Genomic DNA, 22,296 nt, shown 5'->3' with positions numbered 1-22,296 from the left:
TTGGTTCCTGGTGTACACTAATTTCTTGTTGCCTCAGACGCATGCATCTTCGGATGTGGGGTGACACTGCGCGCGAGTGGTGAAATTGGCAGACACGCAGGATTTAGGTTCCTGTGCCTTATGGCGTGGGGGTTCAAGTCCCCCCTCGCGCACACACATTTACATTGGGCCCGCCGTCACGGTTTTCGTGGCGGCGGGTTTTCTTGTATGTGCCTTACCGGGGTGGGTGTGTCTCGCCCGGTTGGGTGTTGAACCGTTATCCTGAGAGATAAGCATCCGCGACGGAAGAGAGGACCCTCCCGTGCAGCATCAGCCTTATGCATCGTCAGCTGTTGGCAATTCTGATGCGCTGCTTCGAGCCACTGTCGGCTCGAGTGGCTTGAGTCGACGCGCCGTTTTGCGTTTTGGCGCACTTTTTAGTGCTGGTTTGGCGCTTTCTGCGTGTTCTGGTCAGTCTTCTGCTGGTTCGTCTGCTGGGTCTTCGGCGAGTGCGTCGTCTGCTGATGCGCGTCGTGTGTTCCGTTTTGCGCAGGGTGCGGCGCCGTTGGGTTTGGATCCGGCGTTGTTTCCTGTGGCGAGTACGTATCAGGTGACGGCGCAGGTTTTGCAGACGTTGTTGGTGGCGAATCATTACACGGGTGATCCTGAGGTTCAGGATTCTTTGTGTAGTGCGTGGACGGTTTCTGATGACCGTTTGGTGCATACGTTTGTGTTGCGTGAGGCGCATTTTAGTAACGGTTCTGCGTTGACTGCGGATGCTGTGGTGCAGAATTTCCAGAGGTGGCAGGCGTTGGCTACGGGTGAGGGTACTGCAGCTCATGCGGTGCCTGCTCAGCCTTTGTTTGCGTGGGGTTTTGGTGTGCCGAAGCCGGGTTCTATTGATCCTTCGGCGGTGGAGCCTGCGCCTGTTCAGGCGTCTCCGTCGGGTGCGACGACTCCGTCAGCAAGTGCTTCCCCGTCTGCTTCTGCGAGTGCTTCTGCGAGCGCCTCCCCGTCTGCTACTGCTTCTGAGGCTGCGACCCCGAGCGCGTCTGCTTCTGCATCGGCTTCTGCGAGCGCTCATGCTGCTACTCAGCCGGATGATAAGAAGACCAGCAAGAAGGCGGATGCTCAGTCGTCTGCGGTGCAGTCGTTCTTGCCGCTGGTTTCGTCGGTGGTGGCGAAGGATAACTCTGTGGTGGTGACGCTGTCGCGTCCTTCGTTGGCGTTCCCGCGTATCTTGACGCAGCAGGCGTTCGGCATTATTGACCCGTCGCTGTTTGGTTCTGATCAGAAGTTGACGGGTAACCCGGTGGGTACGGGTGCGTTCCTTGTGGATTCTTTCAAGGACGGCACGGTGCGTCTGCTGAAGAATACTCATTTTGACGGTCAGGCGCCTGAGCTGGATGAGATTCAGATTTCGACCCTCACGTCGTCGGATAAGCGTTATTTTGCGCTGATGGAGGGTCATATTGATGCGTGTGATCAGGTGAATTCTTCTGATCTGGGTCAGTTGGCGCGTGATGGTTATCAGACGCCGGGCCGTGACCCGTTCTCGCTGGTGTATTTGAGCCTGAATACGGCGCATCCGGTGTTGAAGAATATTTCGGTGCGTCGCGCTATTTCGCATGCGGTGGATCGTGGCGCGCTGCGTCAGTATTACCCGCAGGGCACCTCGGATGCGCAGACGCTGATTTCGCCGTCGTTCCGCATTAAGGCTGATGACGCGAAGGATTACACGGACCGCAATCAGGATATGGCGCGCTCGCTGCTGGCGACGGCTGGGTACGACAATCAGGTGATTGAGTGCTACTACCCTGCTGACGTTTCTCTGCCGTGGATGGATACTCCTCAGAAGGTGTATTCGGAGATGGTGGCTTCGCTGATTGAGGTGGGTTTGAATATTAAGCCGGTGCCTCTGCCGTGGGCTGAGTATCTGCCGAAGAGCCGCGAGGTTTCTTCTGAACGCGGTATTACGCTGGCCGGTTTCTACGGCATGTACCGTGACCCGTACGCATTCTTTGGCCCGGTGTTGGCGCCGCTGATTGCTGAGCATCAGGTGCGTTCGTTGATTGCGAATGCGCCGTCGGATATGACGACTGGTTTGACGAAGAAGAGTTCTGATGTGCCGTCGTCGGGTGGTGCGAATTCGAATGTGCGGATTTCTGCGACTCCGAGCCCGCAGCCGAGTTATTCGCCGGACCCGTTGACGCCTGAGGAGGAGGCTTCGGCTTCTGCTTCGCCGAGCCCGTCGGCGTCGCCTTCGCCGCAGCCTACTGCTGTGGCGGTTGCGCCGTCGCCTCGTTTTACGGAGATTTTGGAGGCGATTCGTACCGCGGATTCTGCCGATTCGGTGGATTCGCAGCGCGAGTTGTATGCGAAGGTTGTGTCTCAGCTGGGTCAGTTCATGCCGGCGGTTCCGTTGCTGAATGTGACGTCGAAGGTGGCGGTGAGCCGTGAGGTTCAGGGCTATCAGACGGAGCAGAATGCGATTGAGCTGTTCGGTAAGCTGCGTAAGTTGTAGGCAGTTCAGGTTTGAGTGTTGCGTTGCGTGTGTGTTTGGCGTGCCCTGGAGGGTTTCTACCCTCCGGGGAAGCTAACGTGTGAACTGCAACACTCTCCTGTTATTTGCTGATTCTAGCTATGCCTCCCCCACTAAAAGGAGTAGGCTAGATGATGTACCCCACATTCACTGTGCCCAGGCCGGGCACCCGCACCCCTAAGGGAGAATTCAGTGGTAGCACGTACTGAACGAACCGACGTCGTCCTGGTCGGCGGCGGCATCATGAGCGCCACCCTCGGCGTGTTCCTCAAGGAACTCGAACCGACCTGGAACATCGTCCTGCTCGAACGCCTCGACAAGGCCGCTCAGGAATCCTCCAACCCCTGGAATAACGCAGGTACCGGCCACTCGGCACTGTGCGAACTCAACTACGCACCCGCTGGCCCCGACGGCACCGTCTCGGCAGCTAAGGCGCTGAACATTAACGAGCAGTTCCAGATTTCCCGCCAGTTCTGGGCATCCCTGGTTGAAGAGAAGATTCTGGGCAACGCAGACTTCATTAACCCGGTCCCCCACATGTCCCTGGTCTTCGGTGAGGACCACTCCAAGTACCTGGCAGCACGCTACGACTCCTTCCGCAAGGAGAAGCTCTTCGAGCGCATGGAATTCTCCACCGACCGCGGCAAGATCGCTGAGTGGGCTCCGCTGACCGTCAACGGTCGCAAGGGTAACGACCCCATTGCTGCGACCTGGTCCCCCGAAGGTACCGACGTTGACTTCGGCGCCCTCACCCAGCAGATGATTGACCACCTGCAGACCAAGGGCGTTGAGGTTCGCTACGGCTACCAGGTCACCAACCTGAACCGCGAGTCCAACGGCTCCTGGACCATTGACGCTATCAACCGCATCAACAAGGAAGAGCCGCTGACCATCAACGCGAAGTTCGTCTTCCTGGGTGCCGGCGGTGGCGCTCTGCACCTGCTGCAGAAGTCCGGCATTGAAGAGGGTAAGGGCTACGGCGGCTTCCCCGTCTCCGGCCTGTTCCTGCGCAACACCCACGAGGCAACCGCAAACCAGCACAACGCTAAGGTGTACGGTCAGGCTTCGGTGGGCGCACCTCCCATGTCCGTGCCGCACCTGGACACCCGCTACGTGGACGGCAAGCGCGCCCTCATGTTCGGCCCCTACGCAGGTTTCAAGACCAACTTCCTGAAGCAGGGCTCCCTGCTGGATCTGCCGCTGTCCCTGCGCCCGCACAACATCTACCCGATGACCCGCGCAGGCATCGACAACCTGTCCCTGGTTAAGTACCTGCTCTCCGAGCTGGTCAAGGACAAGAACGCACGCCTCGAGTCGCTGTACCAGTACTATCCCGAGGCTGTTGGCGGCGAGTGGGAGCTCATCGAGGCTGGCCAGCGCGTTCAGATTATGAAGAAGGACGCGAAGAAGGGCGGCATCCTGCAGTTCGGTACCGAGGTTGTCTCCGCAGCGGACGGCTCCATCGCGGCTTTGCTGGGTGCATCCCCCGGTGCTTCCACCGCGGCTCCGATTATGCTGAACCTGCTGGCTAAGTGCTTCCCCTCCAAGATTGCCGGTTGGGAGCCTCGCCTGAAGGAGCTCATCCCCGGTTACGGTGTGAAGCTCAACGATAACCACGACCTGGCTGATGAGCTGATGGCTCACACCGCTAAGGTTCTGGGTATTCACAACTAGTTTTCAGTTAGGCTCAGCAGGTAGCTTTATACCCTAGCTGACAAGCCTTTTTTGAGGCTTTTCGGGGCGGTTACCCTCTCTAACTGACCGACAGGTCAGCTATCTGCACTCGCAGAAAAATGCGGGAGGGTTAGAAAACCCTATAATGTCACCGCAGGGGCGGGAAGGACAGCTCATTGTTCTCCTCGCCCCTTCTGTGCGCCCACACACTGAAGCTCATAGGCGCACCACTGTGTACACCCCATCATTCAAGGAGCCCCATTGGCTGCACACACCGGCTCTTCCACGGACACCTCCTCAACCCAGGTACCCGCCGGAGCTCGACGCGGACTCTTCTCCCGCAAGCAGAAGCCCGCTGACCCCAAGTACGTCAGCGTCAAGCTGCGCGACTTCCCCAAGGGCAGCATCCTCTACATTCTGCGCCGTGCCATCTACAAATTCGGCGCAAACGGCGGCACCGACATGGCGGCAGCACTCACCTACTTCACCGTGCTGTCCATCTTCCCCGCCCTGCTGGCAATCGTCTCCCTACTGGGCGTATTCGGTCACGGTGAGGAAAGCGCCGCGGTCATCCTCGCCTTCCTCAAGGACAACGCGCCCGCCCAGATGTACGCCATTATGGAAGACCCCATCAAGCAGATTACCGGCGACCATGGCGCAGGCCTGGTGCTGTTGACCGGTATCCTCAGTGCGCTCTGGTCCGCCTCCGGGTACACCGGATCCTTCGGCCGAGCTCTCAACACGGTCTACAACGTGCGTGAAGGCCGCCCCGGCTGGATTCTCAAGCCGCTGAACGTCTTCGTCACCGCCGTGATTATCATCCTCGTGGTACTCATGATGCTCATGATGCTGCTGGGTGTAACCGTCCTGGACATGGTCGGTCGGTATGTACCCGAAACCGTGGATATGGAGCTCATCAAGCTCATCTGGCTGAACGGCCGCTGGGTGCTGATTCTGTTCATGGCAATCGCCCTGATCACTCTACTCTACGCCGCCACCCCGAACGTGCGCCGTTACAAGGCATGGAGGCTCTCCCCCGGTGCGGCACTCGCCCTCTTCGGCATGGGTCTGGGCGCATTCGGCTTCACCCTCTACGCCAACAACTTCAGCAAGTACAACGCCACCTACGGCCTGATCGGTGGTGTGATTGTGATGCTGCTGTTCATCTGGATCATGAACAATATGCTTCTCTTCGGCGCGCATCTGGACGCCGAAATCATGCTCATGCGCCAGATTATCGCTGGCGATGACGACCACGGCCACCTGAAGGTGCAGCCGCGCAGCACCTCCGCATCGCGTGCACTGAAGGCACGCCAGGAACGCCTCATGTCCGCCGGACGCGAATTGCAGCAGCAGGCGGCAGGCCAGGGCATGCTCCCCAAGCCGAAGGGCCCCTCCATTGCGGATCGCGTGCAGAAGGCGGTGGACACTAACACCACCATGATTCGCACGTTCATTGCCGACGGCAAGGAACGACTCGACAACGGCAAGGAACAGTTGCAGAAGAAGCAGGCGAAGGCTGATACCGCCGAGGCTCAGGCTTCTGGGGCTCAGGCTTCTGAGGCAACCGCGGCAAAGGCAGATGCGAACGCAAAGGCTGACTCTCAGCAGGATGCGCTCTTCGACCTGAGCACCGATAGTTCGAACGGTGCGGCGAAGAAGAACTAAACGGCAGCTCAGCTGAGCGCGTACCGCTTCAACCTGATTAAGGGCGCAGGACAGAAACCCTGCGCTGGTCACTAAGATAGAACTATGACCAGTGCAGAATTCTCTCCCGCGCCCTTTGCCGTACCAAATGCTGTTGTACCCGGCACTACCATGCCCGACCTCGAGTACACCCTCTACCAGCCGCAGCAACTCAAAAGCCGCGTCCCCGCCCTCATGATTCACGGCTTCGCCACCCGCGGCGAGCAGCTCTACGGCGGCACCAGCTGGATCCGCCAATACCTGCGAGCCGGATACCCCGTGCTGATCGTTACCCTACCCTACCACTCAGACGAATACCTCAAAGACCCCGAGTCCATGCACGCCATCGACTGCAAGCTCCCCAACAACACGGGCGTGCGCAGCCGCACAATCCCGTTCGATTCGGTGCCCCCTGTCGATGCGGCGGGTCAGCCGCTGACCCCCATGCACCTGTTCACCAATCTGCTCGCCCAACTGCTGCGCACCGTCGCCACCGAGAACGACCTCGGCGTTGAGCTGGAGCCCCGCGCGCACGTTATCGGCTTCTCCTTCGGCGCGCGCGTCGGCTGGGAACTCGCCCTCACCCACCCGGAGGCGGTCGCATCCCTCACCCTGGGCGGCCTGCCCCTACACGACCACCTCATCACCCTGCGTTCCATGCTCGAAGCGCACGAGGGAACCAGCGTCACGGCGGATAGTGAAACCCCGGCGGCGGACTCCACCGACGAGGCGATTGCCTCCTTCACCTCGATTATTGACAACTCCCCCATTCAGCCCGACGCACTGCTGAAGTTCGTGCGGATTCCCTTCGGCCCGTTCTTCGACGTGCCCGCCCTGCGTGCCGGATCCCCGAACCTACCTGCCGGTCACCCGGGCGCGCATCCGCGCGTACCCGTTGCGGTGGTACTCGGTGACGCGGACACCATCGCCGCCGACGGAGCGGAACTCTACGACATGGTGCGCGGCAACAATCCGCTTAACCGCTTCATCTCCCTGCCCGGCCGCGATCACGTGAACGCACTGACCTCGGGCGCGTTCCGACGCGGTGCGCTCGCCTTTGCGGCAGAGGTGGAGGCGGCAGAGTAAGTAGCCGCAGGCTACGCGGGTTCCGGGCGGGTTGAGTTACAACGTCATAAAACGTCACATTCACCTGGGGGCTTCACGCTCAGCCCCGGGGTGCATCAGGTATGCCTTAGCTCTTAGAATGGGAACGTATCAAAAAACCTTTATCTGCGGTTGAACCTCAACCGTGCCTCAGCAAAGGAGCACCATGCACAAGGTTAAGGCTGTCGTAGCCCTCGCCCAGGACGCACCCGTCACCGTCACCACCATCAACGTACCCGACCCCGGCAAGGGCGAAGCACTCGTCAAGGTCCTCACCTGCGGCGTCTGCCAGACCGACCACCACTACGTCACCGGCGGCGTCGGCCAGGACTTCCCCTACCTGCTCGGCCACGAGTCCGCAGGTATCGTCGAGGCTGTCGGCGATGACGTCACCGACATCGCCCCCGGCGACCTGGTCATCCTCAACTGGCGTGCAGTCTGCGGCGAATGCCGCGCATGCCGCAAGGGCCAGCCGCAGTACTGCTTCGCAACCCACAACGCAACCCAGAAGATGACCCTCGAGGACGGCACCGAACTCACTCCCGCACTGGGTATCGGCTCCTTCGCGGAGAAGACCCTCGTCGCAGCCGGCCAGTGCACCAAGATCACCGCTGACATCAGCCCCGAACAGTACGCAGCCATCGGTCTGCTCGGTTGCGGCGTCACCGCAGGTCTGGGCGCTGTGCTGAACACCGGTGAACTCAAGCGCGGCGAATCCGTCGCAGTCATCGGCTGCGGCGGCGTCGGCACCGCAGCAATCGCAGGCGCACAGCTCGGTGGCGCAACCACCATCATCGCCGTCGACGTCGACGAAGAGAAGCTGGCACGCGCACGCGAGCACGGCGCAACCCACACCGTGAACTCCTCCAAGGTCGACCCCGTTGAGGCTATCAAGGAACTCACCGGCGGCTTCGGTGCAGACCTCGTCATTGACGCTGTCGGCGTCGCCCCCACCTTCAAGCAGGCATTCGAAGCACGCGACCTGGCAGGCCGCGTCGTCCTCGTCGGCGTGCCCGCACCCGGCGCCACCTGGGACATCCCGCTGGATGAGGTCTTCGGCCGCGGCGGCTCCATCAAGAGCGCATGGTACGGCGACACCCTGCCCTCCCGCGACTTCCCCGAGTTCGTGGACCAGTACCTGCTCGGCCGCCTCGACCTGGACAGCTTCGTCTCCGAGCGCATCCGCCTCGAAGACGTCAACGAAGCATTCGAAACCATGAAGACCGGCCGCGTGCTGCGCTCGGTCGTGGAACTCTAGGAGCGTAGCGTGAGCGAACGTATTGAACGAGTCGTCACCTCCGGCACCTTCTCGCTGGACGGCGGCTGCTGGGACGTCGACAACAACGTCTGGATCATCGGCAATGACTCCTCCGTGATCATCATTGACCCCGCCCACGACGTCGACAAGATCTCCCGCACCGTCGCAGGCCGCACCGTGGAGAAGATTCTGCTGACCCACGCCCACGACGACCACATCCGCAGCGCCAAGGAGGCGGCAGAACGCTTCGGCGCACCCGTCTACCTGAACCCCGCAGACCGTGTGCTCTGGGAAATGGTGTACCCTTCCTGGGACTTCGACCACGAACTCGCTGACGGCGATGTACTGCGCATCGGCGACACCGAACTGAAGGTCCTCGCCACCCCCGGCCATTCCCCCGGCTCCGTGTGCTTCTACGCACCCACCCTCAGCTGGGAAAACAGCGAAGGCGTCGTCTTCTCCGGCGACACCCTCTTCAACGGCGGCCCCGGCGCAACCGGACGCTCCTACAGCGACTTCGACACCATCATCGAGTCAATCTCGACCCGCCTGCTGACCCTGCCCGCGTCCACCGCGGTCCTCACCGGCCACGGTGACAGCACCGGCATCGGTCTGGAGGCGCCCGAGCTTCCTGCATGGATCAAGCGCGGTCACTAAACCGGCAGCCTCGCTGAGGCGTAAAAACCGGTACACAAAAAGGCGGATGCCCCACCACCTGCAGAAGGTGGCGGGGCATCCGCCTTTAGTATGCGCTCACAACGCTCAAGCTCAGATGCGTTCGGTCGAGCCGCGCACCGAATTAGCAGTGCACTGAATTAGCCACACGCCGAACTAGCTACGTGCCGTCTCAGACAGAGGAGTCAGCTGCTCCTCATGCTCCTCACGCCACAGGTAGCCGTACAAATGACCCAACGCAAAATACAGAGTCGCAATAATCACCGGGACCATAAACGCATTACGGTAATACGGAGCGTCACCCATATAGCCGCCCCACATACTACCCATCGCAAGACCAATACCCAGCATCGAGCGGGTAAAGAAGCTCGCCTGCGCATCAGGAATATGCTTGAGCGAACGGTTCAGCCACAGCTCATGACCGCCAAACGCCACACCCAGCACCGCACCACACAGCACCAACGCATAGAAAATCGTGGACGTATCATCACTCGCCGGCAAATACAGGGCACCCATAATCAGCAGAACGCCGCTCACCAACCAACCATGCCACGGGTTCACCGAACGGGCACCCAAAACCACGGGGAAAGACACAAGCACCATCGCGCCGGTACCGGTCGCAACCATCGCCATGAACAGGTTCATCGAACCGTGAATCAGCGAGAAGCCCAGCAGACCCGAACCGACCGCGCCCATACACGCACCCAGCAGCACCAGACCAAGAATCAACACCACCGTCTGCTTATTCGGACGGACCAGATTCTTCGGCGGAGACATGCGAATACGCGAAATATCCGGCAGCCACATCGGCGCGGCCAGAACCACAATGAACAGTAGCGCATCCAGAATCATCGTGATCCAGAAGCCCGCATACTCATGATTCGGGGTGAGGTACGCATCGCCCAGCCGCACCAGCAGAGCAGCCAGCGGGTACATCGACAGGTTCGCCGTCGTCCCCCAAGAAACAGCTGTCGACAAGCGAACATCACTGTACTTATAGTTGCGGCGGTACAGCGACTCCAACGCAAACGGCGTCCACGGCGGAGTCGTAAAACCCATCGCCACGCAAGAGAGCGCATGGTATGTCGTACTCACGTTATTCGGGTCAACCGTCAAACGCCAACCAATGACCAGCATATTCAGCACCGCAGCAATATTCAGCACCGACGTAATCGCCAGCAACGCCCTCAAACCCAGGGCACGCACCAGCATCGGGCCGAGCATAATCTGCACCGAATACGCGCCAGCAAACGCCGCCACCGCATAGCCGCCATCATGCACACTACCCAGGTGGCTCGCCAACAGAATATACAGCGCAAACGCCGAAGAAGCCGCCGGAATATGGAACAGAATCGTCAACACATTACGGGCAAAGCCCTCATCACGGAGCACACCGCGCAGATGGTAACGCTGCTCCTTACCGTTACGCAGGAACAACGCCCAATGCTGACGCAAAATATCCGGCACCGAGGCGTTCGTATTAACCTCATCCGCAGTAGGAACCGGTCGCGGCGGCAACTCCTGCAACACGTGGTCGTTACTGCGCACCACATCCGTCAAGGACGTACCCGGAACCGTTGGAATACCCGTGCCCGAAGCACACGACTTATCCGGCGAATCGGAGGCGGGTGCCACCTTCATGGTGCGCGGAGGAACCTCCGGCGCGGATGCGTTAGCGCGCGCATCAGCCGAAGGTTCCACACGATACGTTGAGTTCGGGTCCCTGTCCTGAGGTGTCGAGGTCATCATCTCTTTCACGAATAAGCCGCCGGACATGCCACAACAGCAGCCCGGAAGCGAATTTATGCCTACTAGGAGTTTACCCTCACCGACGAGCCGTTCTGACCCTTTTCAACCACAATCTGGGCGGGAATACGGTTCTTCATCTCCTCCACATGCGAAATCAGGCCAATAGTGCGGCCGCTATCACGCAGAGATTCAATCGTGCCCATCACCATGTCCAGAGTTTCAGCGTCCAACGTGCCGAAGCCCTCATCAATGAACAGGGTGTCCAGCTCGATGCCGCCGTTATTCGCCTGTACGACCTCCGCCAGACCTAACGCCAACGACAGCGACGCCAAGAACGACTCGCCGCCGGACAGCGACGACGCCTCACGCGGCTCGCCCGTCCAGGTGTCAGTAATCTCCAGGTTCAGGCCGCCGCCGGAACGGCTACCCTTCGCACGGTGATCGCTGAACACCATGCCGTAGCGGCCCTCACTCATGCGATCCAGGTGCAGTGACGCCGAGTGCAGAATCCGCTCAAACTCGGCACCCAGCACGTAACTCACCAGGTCAACCTGGTGCTCATAGCCGCCCAGCGTGTCACCGCGGGCAGCCGCCGCCAGGTTCGCCAACATCTGCGCACGGTCATAACGCTGCGCCGTCTTCGCACGGAACGCCGCATACTCGCCACGCAGCACATGCAAAGAACGCAGCATGCTCTCCCGCTCACCCTCACGAAGAGTCAAACGGTGAACCGCCGCGCGCAACTGCTCAACCTGCTCACGCACGCCCTGCAGGTCATCCGGTGCCTGCTCACCAGCGGCGGCACGAGCCGCCACCGCAACAATCGCCTCACGACCAAAGCCCTCAAGGAGGCGGGCATGCTCCAACTCATACGCGGCAACAGCCTGTTCCAGGGCGTCGACGCGCTCAGGGGTGCGCACCGCCGCATGAATCAGCTCGGCGCTCTCAAACGAAGACTCAGCCAGCAAACGCTCAGCCTGCGCCGCCGCCAGAGCATGACGCTCACGCGCCTGCCCCAACAGCAACACCGCACGAGCAAGACGCTGATGCGCCGCACGGTAGCCCTCCACAGCCTCAACACGCTGCGCAAAACCCACCGCCGCACGCGCAGGCGCCAACTGCGCCGCAGCCGCCTCACAGCGCGCCGCAGCGTCACGGTGACGAGTCTGAGCCTCAACCGCCGCGCCCTCGATGGTGCGTAGCGCCTCCTGAGCCTTCTGCAGCTCAACCCGCACCCGCTCAGCCTTCGCCTGCACGCCGTCACGCGCCGTCACGCGCGACTGAGCCTGCGTGAGGCGGGTCTGCGCCTCCTGCAGCTGGGCGGCAGTCTGCTCAACATCGCATTCGCCCTGGGCAGCCAGGGTCTCGTACTGGGTGCGGACGGCGGCAAGCGCCTCGGAAGCTTCCTGGTGTGCCTTGGTTGCCCGATCCTTAGCCAGTTCGTGGGTACGCGCCTGCTTGTGTGCCTTGTCTTCACGCTCCTTGGCGGCGTCCAGGTCGGCACGCTCAACCAGCTGCTCGCCCTCGGCAATCCGCGCCGGAGCGGGGTGCTCCACTGAACCGCAGACCGGGCAGGGTTCACCGTCCTTGAGCTCGCGCGCCAGCAGGGAGGACGCCTGGGCGAGGCGCAGCACCTGCAGGTTCTTGAACTCCTCCGTAGCGGCGAGCGCCTGCTGAGCCGAAGCCTGCCACTTTTCCTGTGCCTTCTGCTCGGCGGTGGCGGTGCGCTTGCTCTGCTTCTGGGCCGCAGCAACCGCGGCGGAGGCGGCATCCAGCTTCTGCTGCATCTGCTGGGCTGCATCGTGCTTCTGCTGCGCCTCGGTGACCAGGTGCGCGGCGAGGGTACGCTCCTCGTCGGCGGTGCTGTAGCCGGCGAGTTCTTCGGCAAGCTGCTCGGCGGCGGCGGTCAGGTCGCTCAGGGTCTTTTCGGCACGCGCCTTGTCCTGCTCGAGGGCATTAGCCTGCTTCAGCAGGGCGGCAACGGCAGCTTCCTCGTCGGTAAGCTGTGCGTCCTTCTTCTGCAGGGCGCGCAGGGTGTCGAGGAGCGCTTCGAGCTGGGCTTCCTGCTCGGCGGGTTCGAGATCCGGGAGCGCGGCGAAGGTCGTCTCTTCGGGGAAGGTGACGTCTTCCGCGGTTTCCTCATCGCGGAGCGCCGCAAGCAGGGCGCGGCCGTTCTCCTCCAGCGCGGAAGCACACGCCGAATGTTCCTGTTCCCGGGCGGCGAGCGCCTGCGATTCGGCATGGACCTGCGCGTACTGCGCGTGCAGGGGCGCGGCAGCACGCGCCTGCGCCAGCTCTTCACGCTGCGCCTTATGCTCATCGGCGCGTTCGGTCAGGCGGGTACGGCGCTCGCAGAGCTGCTCGTATTCGCGCCAGTCGGCCTGCAGCTGGGCGCGTTCGGCGAGTAGGCGAGTGTTCCGGTCGGCTTCGTCGGTGAGGCGCTGCTGCTCCTGCTTTTCGCGTGCGGAGGTTTCGCGGGCGCGTTCTACTCCGCCGGCGACCCATGCGTCGAGGGTTTCGGCAGTGACATTCTCGGCAGTGACGTTCTCAGTGGTGAGGTTTTCGGAAGTCTCCTCGCCCGCCTCCGCAGCTTCCTCAGCATCCGAATCCACAGCGTCCAGTAGCGACTGCAGGGCGAGCATTTCTACGCGGGCACGTTCAAGGTAGCCGCGCTGGGTGTTTTCGTCCTGGGCGACTTCCTGCTGGGCGGTTTTCGCTTCTTCGGTGAGTGCGGCGAAGAGCTGTTCGTAGTGTTCGACGGGGAACATCTTTTTGAGCAGTTCTTTGCGTTCTTTGGGCTTGGACTTGAGGAATTGCGCGAACTGACCCTGCGGCAGGAGTACGACTTTGAGGAATTGTTCTTTGGTCAGGTGGGTACGTTCGGCGATGGTGCGGTTGACTTCGGCGACGCTGCTGGAGATGGGGGTCCAGGCTTTTTCGTCGGCGGGGTCGGCGCCGGGTGCGAGTTCGGCGAGGGTTGCTTTGGCGCTTTCTTCGCGCATCTGGCCTTTGCGGGCGCCGCGGGTGATGGGCTTGTTGTAGGCGGGGGTGCGGTCGATGCGCAGGCGCTTGCCGTGGAGGGTCACGTCGAGCAGCACGCGCGGTTTGGTGCCGCTGTGTGCCGCGTAGGTGGAGTGCAGTTTGGCGGATTCGCGGTCGCTGCTGGTTTCGCCGTAGAGGGCGTAGCAGATGGCGTCGAGGATGGTGGTTTTGCCGGCGCCGGTGGGGCCGTTGAGCAGGAATACGCCGGCGCTGTTGAGGGTGTCGAAGTTGATTTCTTGGCGCTTGGGGTATGCCATGAAGGCTTCGAATTCGAGGGTGTGCAGGATCATGCGTTGTCCTTGTGGCTTTTGATGTGGTCGCTGAGGGTGGTGATGACGTCGCGTTCTTCGCTGGTGAGGGGGCGGTTGCGTACGTATTGGTGGAATTGGTCGAAGGTGTCGACGGGGTCGGCGTCGCGAGTGAGGGGCACGGCGACGGGTTTTTCGGCGGCGGGTTGGGTGCTGCGGTAGCTGAAGTGGGAGATGGTTTCGTAGCGGCTGCGCAGGCGGTCGACGGCGCCGACGGGTAGGGTTTCGTCGGTGAGTTCGATGCGGCAGTAGTAGCCGTGTTCGTAGTCGGTGTGTTCGGGGCTGTTGAGTAGCTGCTCCATGGTGCCGCGCAGGGTTTTCATGTGTACGCGGGTTGCCCATTCGTGGCTGCTGATGGCGGGCTCTTCGCCGGGGTTGAGTTCGATGAGGTAGGCACCGTTGCGGTTGTGTTCTTCGCTGAATGAGAAGCCGAGCGGGGAGCCGCTGTAGCGGATGGTGTGAGTGACGGGGTAGCGCTTGTGGATGTGGCCGAGGGCTACGTAGTCGAAGCCGTCGAAGAGGGAGGCGGGTACCCAGTCGATACCGCCGACGCTGATGTCGCGTTCGGAGTCGCTGCGGGGTGTGGTGTCTGCGCTGGCGGCGATGTCACTGCCGGTGGTGTCGCTGACGGTTGCGTGGCTCATGACGATGATGCGGTCGGCACCTTCGCCTCGGGCGTGACGTTCTGCGGCGTCGGCGCGGATGGCGTCGGTGACGGCGCCGAGGACGGCGTGGTGGGTGGGGTCTACGCCGAGGGCGGTGGCGTGGAGGCGCGGCGCGAGGTAGGGGATGGCGTAGACGTGTACGCGCAAGGTGCCGTCGGTGAGTTCGACGGGGCGGGTAGCGTCTTCGAGGCTGGTGCGCAGGTGCACGCCGGAGGCTTCGAAGAAGGCGGCGCCGTAGCTGAGGCGGCGGAAGGAGTCGTGGTTGCCGGAGCTGAGGATGACTCGCACGCCGGCGCGCATGAGGCGGGTGAGTGCTTGGTCGAGCAGGGTGGTGCTTTCGGCGGTGGGGATGGTGCTGTCGTAGACGTCGCCGCTGATGAGGAGAGTATCGATGCCTTCGGCGTGCACGTATTCGAGCAGTTCGTCGATGAACTGCTGGTGTTCGCGGGTGAGGGGGCTGCGGTGGAAGGTGCGGCCGAGGTGCCAGTCGGAGGTGTGCAGAATCTTCATGGTTTCAGTATGGCACTGCGTCATGTTTTGCGCCTCGCAGTTCGTCATTCAGGGGTCGGAACCCACCACTGCGTAGGTGCTCATGCGGAGCGGGGGCTCCGTCCTCAAGGCGCCCCAGCGCCGCAGAGGGGGCACTCCCCCGCGAGCATGAGCACGAAGCCGCCTGCTACATCTCCCCTCCCGCAAGCATGAGCACGAAGCCGCCCGATACATCCCCCGCGCATCCTGAACGCACATGGGATAATCGCCCTATGAGTTTTTCTTCTGTTGAGTTCACACGTGCACCTGAGGTTTCGGCTGAGTTTGCGGGCAGGGTGCGCAGTTTGTTGCGTGCGTCTGCGTTGGGTGATGCGCTGGGTTATCCGTTGGAGTTGTTGTCGGCTGAGCAGATTGCGGAGAGTGCCCCTAAGCCGTGGGATTCGGCGTTTGGTGAGCTGCTGGTCAGTGATGATACGCAGCTGACGTGTTTCACGCTGGACGCTTTGACTGAGGTTTTGGAGTGGAATAATGAGGGCGCGGCGGCGGATGAGTTGGCGTGTTTGTGGTTGGCGTATTTGCGGTGGTTCCGCGGTATTGGTGAGGTTCTGCCGGAGTCTGCGCCGTTTTCGTTGGATCGTGAGATTGATGGTTCGTCGGAGTTGACGGCTCGTCGTGGTCCGGGTGCGGCGACGTTGCGGGCGTTGGGTTCGGGTGAGATGCAGTTGGTGTCGAAGTCGTTGAATCCTGATGCTTTGGGTAGTGGTGCGTTGGTGCGTTCGGCGGCGTTGGGTGTGTTGCCGGTAGCGCAGGAGCGTACGGTGGTTTTGTTGGCGGTGCGTGCGGCGGCGTTGACGCATGGGCATCCGGAGGCGTTGGCTTCGGCGGCGGCGTATGCGTTGTTGGTTCGTGATTTGTTGGCGTCTCCGGCTGGCTCGTTTGATGCATTGTTAGAGGCGGCGCGGCGTGTGCTGTCGTGGTGTGGTTCGGTGGCGGCGGATGATTCGATTCCGGGTGATGCTTCGCGTACGGCGGCGGCGCTGAGTCGTGCCGTCGAGCTGCTGGAGGGCGGTACGGTGCCGGTGCCGGAGGCTGTGGCGGAGCATTTTGGTACGGGTTGGACGGCGCCTGAGCTGTTGGGTGTGGCTCTCTGGTGCGCGGCGGATGCTGTGAAGAGTCTGCCGGCTGATGCTGATGATGCGACGGTGCGTGGTGCCCTGTTTGAGGGGTTGTGCCGTGCGGTGTCGGTGGATTCGGATTCGGATTCGGTGGGTGCGATGACGGCGGCGTTGTGGGCGGCGGCTGGTTTCCCGGTGGGTGGCGATGAGGCTGATGCTTGGTCAGAGGCGCTGGGGCGTGTGCGCGGTTTGGATCAGGTGGAGGCGGTGGCGGAACGCTATCTGCGCCAGCTGGGACTGTAGCAGTACCCGGCGCAGCGGCGATGCGTAGCGGAGGCCCCATCCTCAAGGCGGCTGGCTCATTTACTTATTGGGGCGCCGCAGAGGGGGCACTCCCCCGCGAGCATCGTCCGCGAGCCGACTGTACGGAACTGCATAACGTGCATCGCCCGCAAAGCCAACTTGACATACTCAGCCCTTGTGGAACTGAACTTTGACGGCGCAACGGACATGCGTAGCGGGGGCTCCGTCCTCAAGGCGCCCCGGCGCCGCAGAGGGGGCACTCCCCCGCGAGCATCGTCCACAAGCCGTCGCTCCAACCGCATATAAGTAGCAGAAAAGGCTCTCCGGTATGTCGGAGAGCCTTTTCTGTATGTGCTAGAACTAGCGAAACTAAACCTTACGGCGTAGCCGGTCACGCGTAGCGGGGGCTCCGTCCTCAAGGCGCCCCGGCGCCGCAGAGGGGGCACTCCCCCGCGAGCGGGAACCGGTGCGCCGTTGTTGGTAGTCGGAGTACTAGTCCAGGTAGTCGCGCAGTACCTGCGAACGCGAGGGGTGACGGAGCTTCGACATGGTCTTCGACTCAATCTGGCGGATGCGTTCGCGGGTCACGCCGTAGACCTTGCCGATTTCGTCGAGGGTCTTGGGCTGACCGTCGGTCATGCCGAAGCGCATTGCGACCACGCCGGCTTCACGCTCGGAGAGGGTGTCGAGCACGGAGTGGAGCTGTTCCTGCAGAAGGGTGAAGGACACTGCGTCTGCGGGGACGACTGCTTCGGAGTCTTCGATGAGGTCGCCGAATTCGGAGTCGCCGTCTTCACCGAGGGGGGTGTGCAGGGAGATGGGTTCGCGGCCGTACTTCTGGACTTCGATGACCTTTTCGGGGGTCATGTCGAGTTCCTTGCCGAGTTCTTCGGGGGTGGGTTCGCGGCCGAGGTCCTGGAGCATCTGGCGCTGCACGCGGGCGAGCTTGTTGATGACTTCTACCATGTGCACGGGGATGCGGATGGTGCGGGCCTGGTCTGCCATTGCGCGGGTGATGGCCTGGCGGATCCACCAGGTTGCGTAGGTGGAGAACTTGAAGCCCTTGGAGTAGTCGAACTTTTCGACGGCGCGGATGAGGCCGAGGTTGCCTTCCTGGATGAGGTCGAGGAAGAGCATGCCGCGGCCGGTGTAGCGCTTGGCGAGGGAGACTACGAGTCGCAGGTTGGCTTCGAGCAGGTGGTTTTTGGCTCGCTTGCCGTCGTGGACGACCCAACGCAGGGCTTTCTTGAGGTCTTTGTCCATGTCGGGGTTTTCAGCGAGCTTGTGTTCGGCGTAGAGGCCTGCTTCGATGCGCTTGGCGAGGTCGACTTCCTGCTGTGCGTTGAGCAGGGAGACTTTGCCGATTTGCTTGAGGTAGTCCTTGACGGGGTCGGCGGTTGCGCCGGGGGTGACGACGCGCTGTGCGGGTGCGTCGTCGTCGTCGTTTGCGGTGAGGACGAAGCCGGAGCCCTTGGCTGCTACTGCTTCTGCGGCCTTCTTTTCTTCTATTTTGGCTGCGGTTTCTTCGTCTTCTTCGTCGGTTTCGTCTTCGCCGTCGGTGGTTTCGAGTTCTTCGTCGAGTCCGAGGTCGAATTCGTCGTCGCTCTTTTTGCGGCGGCCACCGGTCTTGCGCTTGGTTGCGGTTTTGGTGGTGGTGGTGGTTTTGCGGGTGCGCTTGGGCTTGTCTGCCTCGGTTTCGGCAGTAGTTTCGGCAGTGGTTTCAGCACCGGTTTCGGCGGTTGCGCCGGTGGTGTCTTCGGTTGCCGCTGCGGCTTTGGTGGTTGCCTTCTTGGTGCGGGTGGTCTTGGTGGTGGTTTTTGCGACGGTTTCTTCGGTTGCGTCGCCGGTCACGGTCTTCTTGCTGGTTGCAGGTGCCACTAGAACCCTTTCTGGCTTGTGGTGGGGTGTTTTGTTTGCAAAACACCTAAGACCCTGTCAAGTCTGTGCTGGCGTCCTCGGTCGGGGTGTTTGCTGCGTTTATCCGGTTTAACGCTGTGGGGGCGGGTTTTATTCCGCGTGCGTTGGGCGGTTTGCAGGGTTCCGTTGCTCGTTGTGTGGAGCGGTTTGAGGGCGCGTTATAGCGCATTGACTGTACGGGGTCAATATATAAGTATTGCAGATTTTTGGTTGCTTTCAACTTGACGCGCTGTTTGGGTGGCTTGTGGGCCTGGTTTTGGGTGAGTGCGGCTGTGTGCGGGAGGGGCGTGCCCGGTGGCGCGCCCCTCCCTCGTTTTGTACCTCGCTTTTAGGTGCCGGTTTTAGGTGCCGGGCTTTTAAGGTTTTCGGGGTTTGAGGGTGCTGATGGGTTCGCGGTGTGTTCCGGGTTCGCCGCAGATGGTGTATTTGATCCAGGCGGGTAGGTTGCCTGCGTTGAGGTGTACATCGAGGATGTTGAGGTCCTTTCCGAATGTGTGGCGGTGGGCTTCTTGGCGGAGCATGCGGGCGTAGGTGCTGTAGCCCTTGTACCAGTTGGCCCAGGCTTGGGTGTTGCGTAGTTCGGCGTATTCTCCGTCGGTGCTGTGGGGTGTGAGCAGGCTGGTGAGTAGTTCGAGTGCGTTGAGGCGTGCCCAGTGGGGGCTGTCTAGTTTTCCTTTGAGGGCGTTGAGGTAGTGGGTGTAGACGGCGTGGTGTTTGGTGAGGTATTCGCTGTTGGTGCAGCTTTCGTCGATTCGTTGTTTGAGGTTTTCGAGTTTGTTGTGGGCGTTGTGGTCTTTGGGGTGTTCCTCGAGGCGTGGGAGCAGGTCGCGGCTGATGGTGTTGAGTTCGGCGGCGCTGGCGAGGTCGGCGGGGGTGAGGTTTTCGAGTGCCCAGCCGTTGAGGTTGGTGTGCTGGTTGCTGCGGTTCTGTTGAATGCTGCGGCTCTGCTGAATGGTGCGGTGGGTGCGGCGGATCCAGTCTTGCCATTGCACGCATTTTTCGGGCACGGCGCGTACGTGTGCCTGTTCGGTACCGGGTGTGGCGCTGAGTGCGTGGGTGAAGCTGGCGGGGATGTAGGTTTTGCGGGTGATGCGGGTGCCGTAGCGGGGTGGTTCGAGCGGCGCGCGGTCGGGGCTGGGGTATTCGCCGCCGAAGGCGTGGTAGGTGTATTGGGCGGAGTAGTGCAGGTAGGCGAGCGCTTTTTGGGCGTGGTTGAGCCCGTAGCCGGCGAGGTAGGTGAGCATTTCGGCGGTGATGGGGTTGAGGGTTGCGGGTGCGATGGAGGCGCGTAGGTGCCCGGCGATTTCGGCGGGGATGAGTTCGCGGAGTGCGTCGCCGATGGTGGGCGCGTCACCGGTGATGGGGTTGCCCGCGTTATCGACCGGGTGGGTGGTGAGCAGGTGCGCGGCGGCGTTGATGGCGGCGTCCCAGTAGCAGAGGTCGATTTGGGCTTGGCGGTAGATGGTGCGGACGCTCTGGCGGGCTTCGTCGTGGCGGGTGGTGTGGGTGTGGTCCCAGAGTTCTACGGCGTTTTCCCAGTCGTGGCGGGTTTCGGGGTTGGCTGTGGGGTCGGTGTCCCAGGGGCTGTGGGCGTAGTTGTGTTGGGCGGTGTCGGCGATGGTGTCGCCGTGGCGGGTGAGCCAGGTGTAGTAGCTGCTGTGGCGGATTTCTTCGATGGGTGCGAGGAGGGTGAGCGCTTGCTGTTCGGGGTTGAGCGCCCAGATGCTGGCGCCGCCTGCGTAGATGACATCTTCGCAGCGTAGTTCGCTGACGATGCGCGGGTCGTGGAGCAGGTGGAGCCATGCGTTGATGGGGATTTGGGTGTCGACGTCCTGTTGGATTTCTTCGATGGCGGCCAGTTGCGCGGTGTCGGGGTTGAGTTGGCGTTGGCGTACGGTGTTGTCGCCGTCGATGATGATGGCGTAGAAGCGGGTGAGGGTTTCGCCGTTGTGACGGGTGGGGAGTTTGGTGAAGGTTTCGTGCAGGAAGTCGGCACGTTCGCTGTGGGTGCAGGGTTCGTCGGGTAGGTTGACGCGCAGGCTGGGGCCGAGGGTGTCATCGGTTGCGGTGAGGATGATGAGTGAGTGGTCGGGCCAGTAGCCGTGCTGGTGGAGGGCGCAGCTGAGCACGTCGTATTCGTTGCGGATGGGCGGGGGCGTGTCGTAGCCGCTGTGGAAGTGTTCGTTGTGGAAGTGGTCGCTGTTGGGGGTATTGCCGTTGGAGGTATTGTTTGCGTTCATGCCTTCACGGTGGCATGGTTTGCGCGGGGTACGGGGTTAAACAAATAAATCTGTGGATACTTCGGTTCATGTGTCCGTTGGTTCCACAGATTTATTCGTATTGTTCGTTTGTGCGCCGAGGTTTGTCCACAGCGGCGCGGGGTGCCGCGTCATAATTTGTCACGCACTATCTGGCACGCACTATCTGGCACGCACTATCTGGCGGGCGGTATCCGACGGACGGTATCCCCTATTGCGCGCACCTATTGTTCGCCCACATCTATTGTTCGTCGAGGAACCGCTCGAAGAGCGCACCAATCTCGTCGCGGCTGGGCACGTTGTGCGCGTCGCGTCGCGAGAGGGGAACCGCAATGTCGGAGGTGCGGAAGTTCTCGTCGTAGTTCTCCTCCATGGTCGTAATCATGCGACCAATTTCGGGGTTCTGCTTGACCTGATCGTTGATCTGGCTGTGCACGTGGCGTGCGGCTTCGCGCAGGTTCTCGGTGGGTAGGGAGAGGTGCGCTGCCATACCCACGTGTTCGAGGGCGGTGAGGGTGCCCTGCGGCAGGTCCGCCTCCGAAATGTACTGGGGAATGTTCACGCCGAAGCCGACGGTGTCGATTCCGTTTTCGGTGAAGAGCACTTCCAGCAGGTTGGTGACGGTTGCGTGCACGTCCGCGCTGGGCTTCCACGGGGAGATACCGCGAATCAGGTCCTTGCGGGAGCCGTGCGCGGTAATCGGGAAGGGGCGGGTGTGCGGCACCGGCATGGGGAATGCGGAGACCAGCACAACCAGGGAGGGCTTGACCCGCTGGGCGATGGTCAGCACCGCCTTTTCGAAGCGCTGCCACTGCAGGTCCGGTTCGGCACCGGTGAGTAGCAGGAACGGCTTGTCAAGGCTGTCTTCTACGGCGTAGAGCTTCAGCTGCGGGTATTGCGGCTTTTCGAAGTGGTCTTGTTCGTAGCGGATGAAGGGGCGGCGGGCACGGTAGTCGTGCAGCTGGTCGCTGTCGAACTCGACGATTTCAATATTTTTGAGTTCGCTGAGCAGCACCTGCCCGAGCTGCCCTGCGGTGGAGCCTGCGTCTTGCGGGCTGGAGAGGGCGATGACGAGGGTTAGCCCGTGCATCCTGGGGTCGTCCAATATTTTGGTGTTGGCTAAGTAGAGATCTTCGGGGTTGAGCATTACGCCTCCTCACTTCTGTCTGGTTCGCGTCGCGTTCGGGTGGGCTTAGTGTTTTCTGCCGGTACCCGAGGTGTTGGGGCGAAGGGGCGTCTTCTGTTATCTGACGCTTTCCGTAGTCTTTCATTTTATGCCACTACTGCCCTGTCTCGACAGTGTGCGGGCTTTTCTCGCAGTAGGTGAACTTGTTTGGTGTCTCGTCGACGTTCTTAAGACGCTACAGCTCGGCTTCTTGTGTGTTTTTCTGCCCCGCAAGCTGTTTGGGGGGGGGTGAGAGCTGAACCTCACGCCCTCTTACATATCCGTGTAGAGTAGAAGCAGTAGTCCGCGCGGCTTTGCGCGGCGGTATTCATCCTCACTCTTCGAGGGCCTACAGTTGAGTTTTTCG

The 22,296-nt window shown here is 61.5% G+C and carries 13 protein-coding genes and 1 tRNA gene; 8 read left to right on the top strand and 6 right to left on the bottom strand.

Going from position 1 to position 22,296, the window contains the following annotated elements:
* Positions 1-70 precede the first annotated feature (70 nt).
* The 7 genes from HMPREF2919_RS03710 to HMPREF2919_RS03680 all read left to right on the top strand — a co-directional run bounded on the left by HMPREF2919_RS03710 (position 71) and on the right by HMPREF2919_RS03680 (position 8,900).
* Positions 71-152, top strand: a tRNA-Leu gene (locus HMPREF2919_RS03710).
* Between the two features lie 149 nt (positions 153-301).
* Positions 302-2,503: an ABC transporter substrate-binding protein gene (locus tag HMPREF2919_RS03705; protein WP_070666278.1), complete on the top strand. Its 2,202-nt coding sequence runs from the start codon at positions 302-304 to the stop codon at positions 2,501-2,503.
* Between the two features lie 210 nt (positions 2,504-2,713).
* Positions 2,714-4,195, top strand: coding sequence for a malate:quinone oxidoreductase (locus HMPREF2919_RS03700; RefSeq protein ID WP_070593906.1), 1,482 nt, complete (start codon positions 2,714-2,716; stop codon positions 4,193-4,195).
* Positions 4,196-4,456: 261 nt separating this feature from the next.
* Positions 4,457-5,863: a YihY/virulence factor BrkB family protein gene (locus HMPREF2919_RS03695; RefSeq protein ID WP_070666275.1), complete on the top strand. Its 1,407-nt coding sequence runs from the start codon at positions 4,457-4,459 to the stop codon at positions 5,861-5,863.
* Between the two features lie 84 nt (positions 5,864-5,947).
* Positions 5,948-6,967 (top strand): alpha/beta hydrolase, encoded by a 1,020-nt coding sequence (locus tag HMPREF2919_RS03690; protein ID WP_070666272.1) that lies wholly within the window; start codon positions 5,948-5,950, stop codon positions 6,965-6,967.
* Between the two features lie 184 nt (positions 6,968-7,151).
* Positions 7,152-8,243 carry an S-(hydroxymethyl)mycothiol dehydrogenase gene (locus HMPREF2919_RS03685; protein WP_049342155.1) on the top strand — a complete coding sequence of 364 codons (1,092 nt, stop codon included), beginning with the start codon at positions 7,152-7,154 and terminating at the stop codon, positions 8,241-8,243.
* A gap of 9 nt (positions 8,244-8,252) precedes the next feature.
* Positions 8,253-8,900, top strand: coding sequence for an MBL fold metallo-hydrolase (locus tag HMPREF2919_RS03680; protein WP_005505505.1), 648 nt, complete (start codon positions 8,253-8,255; stop codon positions 8,898-8,900).
* Positions 8,901-9,074: 174 nt separating this feature from the next.
* On the opposite strand, the gene HMPREF2919_RS03675 is transcribed toward HMPREF2919_RS03680, so the two are convergent.
* The 3 genes from HMPREF2919_RS03675 to HMPREF2919_RS03665 all read right to left on the bottom strand — a co-directional run bounded on the left by HMPREF2919_RS03675 (position 9,075) and on the right by HMPREF2919_RS03665 (position 15,216).
* Entirely contained in the window at positions 9,075-10,664 is a 1,590-nt protein-coding gene (locus tag HMPREF2919_RS03675) for an MFS transporter (RefSeq protein ID WP_246824045.1), read from the bottom strand.
* A 65-nt stretch (positions 10,665-10,729) separates the two neighbouring features.
* Positions 10,730-13,999, bottom strand: a complete 3,270-nt coding sequence (locus HMPREF2919_RS03670) for an AAA family ATPase (protein ID WP_070666269.1) — start codon at positions 13,997-13,999, stop codon at positions 10,730-10,732.
* Complete coding sequence (locus HMPREF2919_RS03665; RefSeq protein WP_246824044.1) at positions 13,996-15,216, bottom strand: exonuclease SbcCD subunit D; 1,221 nt, start codon at positions 15,214-15,216, stop codon at positions 13,996-13,998. The genes HMPREF2919_RS03670 and HMPREF2919_RS03665 overlap by 4 nt, the downstream gene beginning before the upstream one ends.
* A 227-nt stretch (positions 15,217-15,443) precedes the next feature.
* On the opposite strand from HMPREF2919_RS03665, the gene HMPREF2919_RS03660 reads away from it, so the two are divergent.
* Positions 15,444-16,589 (top strand): ADP-ribosylglycohydrolase family protein, encoded by a 1,146-nt coding sequence (locus HMPREF2919_RS03660; protein ID WP_070666267.1) that lies wholly within the window; start codon positions 15,444-15,446, stop codon positions 16,587-16,589.
* Between the two features lie 492 nt (positions 16,590-17,081).
* Here HMPREF2919_RS03660 and HMPREF2919_RS03655 read toward each other — a convergent pair whose 3' ends face one another.
* The 3 genes from HMPREF2919_RS03655 to HMPREF2919_RS03645 form a co-directional block, all read right to left on the bottom strand.
* A complete protein-coding gene (locus tag HMPREF2919_RS03655) occupies positions 17,082-18,467 on the bottom strand; it encodes an RNA polymerase sigma factor (protein ID WP_049349549.1) in 1,386 nt (461 codons plus the stop codon).
* A 395-nt stretch (positions 18,468-18,862) separates the two neighbouring features.
* Positions 18,863-20,746, bottom strand: coding sequence for a metal-dependent hydrolase (locus HMPREF2919_RS03650; protein WP_070666262.1), 1,884 nt, complete (start codon positions 20,744-20,746; stop codon positions 18,863-18,865).
* Between the two features lie 259 nt (positions 20,747-21,005).
* Entirely contained in the window at positions 21,006-21,911 is a 906-nt protein-coding gene (locus tag HMPREF2919_RS03645; protein WP_070666259.1) for a PAC2 family protein, read from the bottom strand.
* Positions 21,912-22,296: the final 385 nt, after the last annotated feature.

This window comes from Rothia sp. HMSC068E02 (assembly GCF_001813565.1).
In the GTDB taxonomy this organism is placed as follows: Bacteria; Actinomycetota; Actinomycetes; order Actinomycetales; family Micrococcaceae; genus Rothia.
Note: the sequence above shows the minus strand (reverse complement) of the source record. Positions and strands in the feature narration are given on the sequence as shown.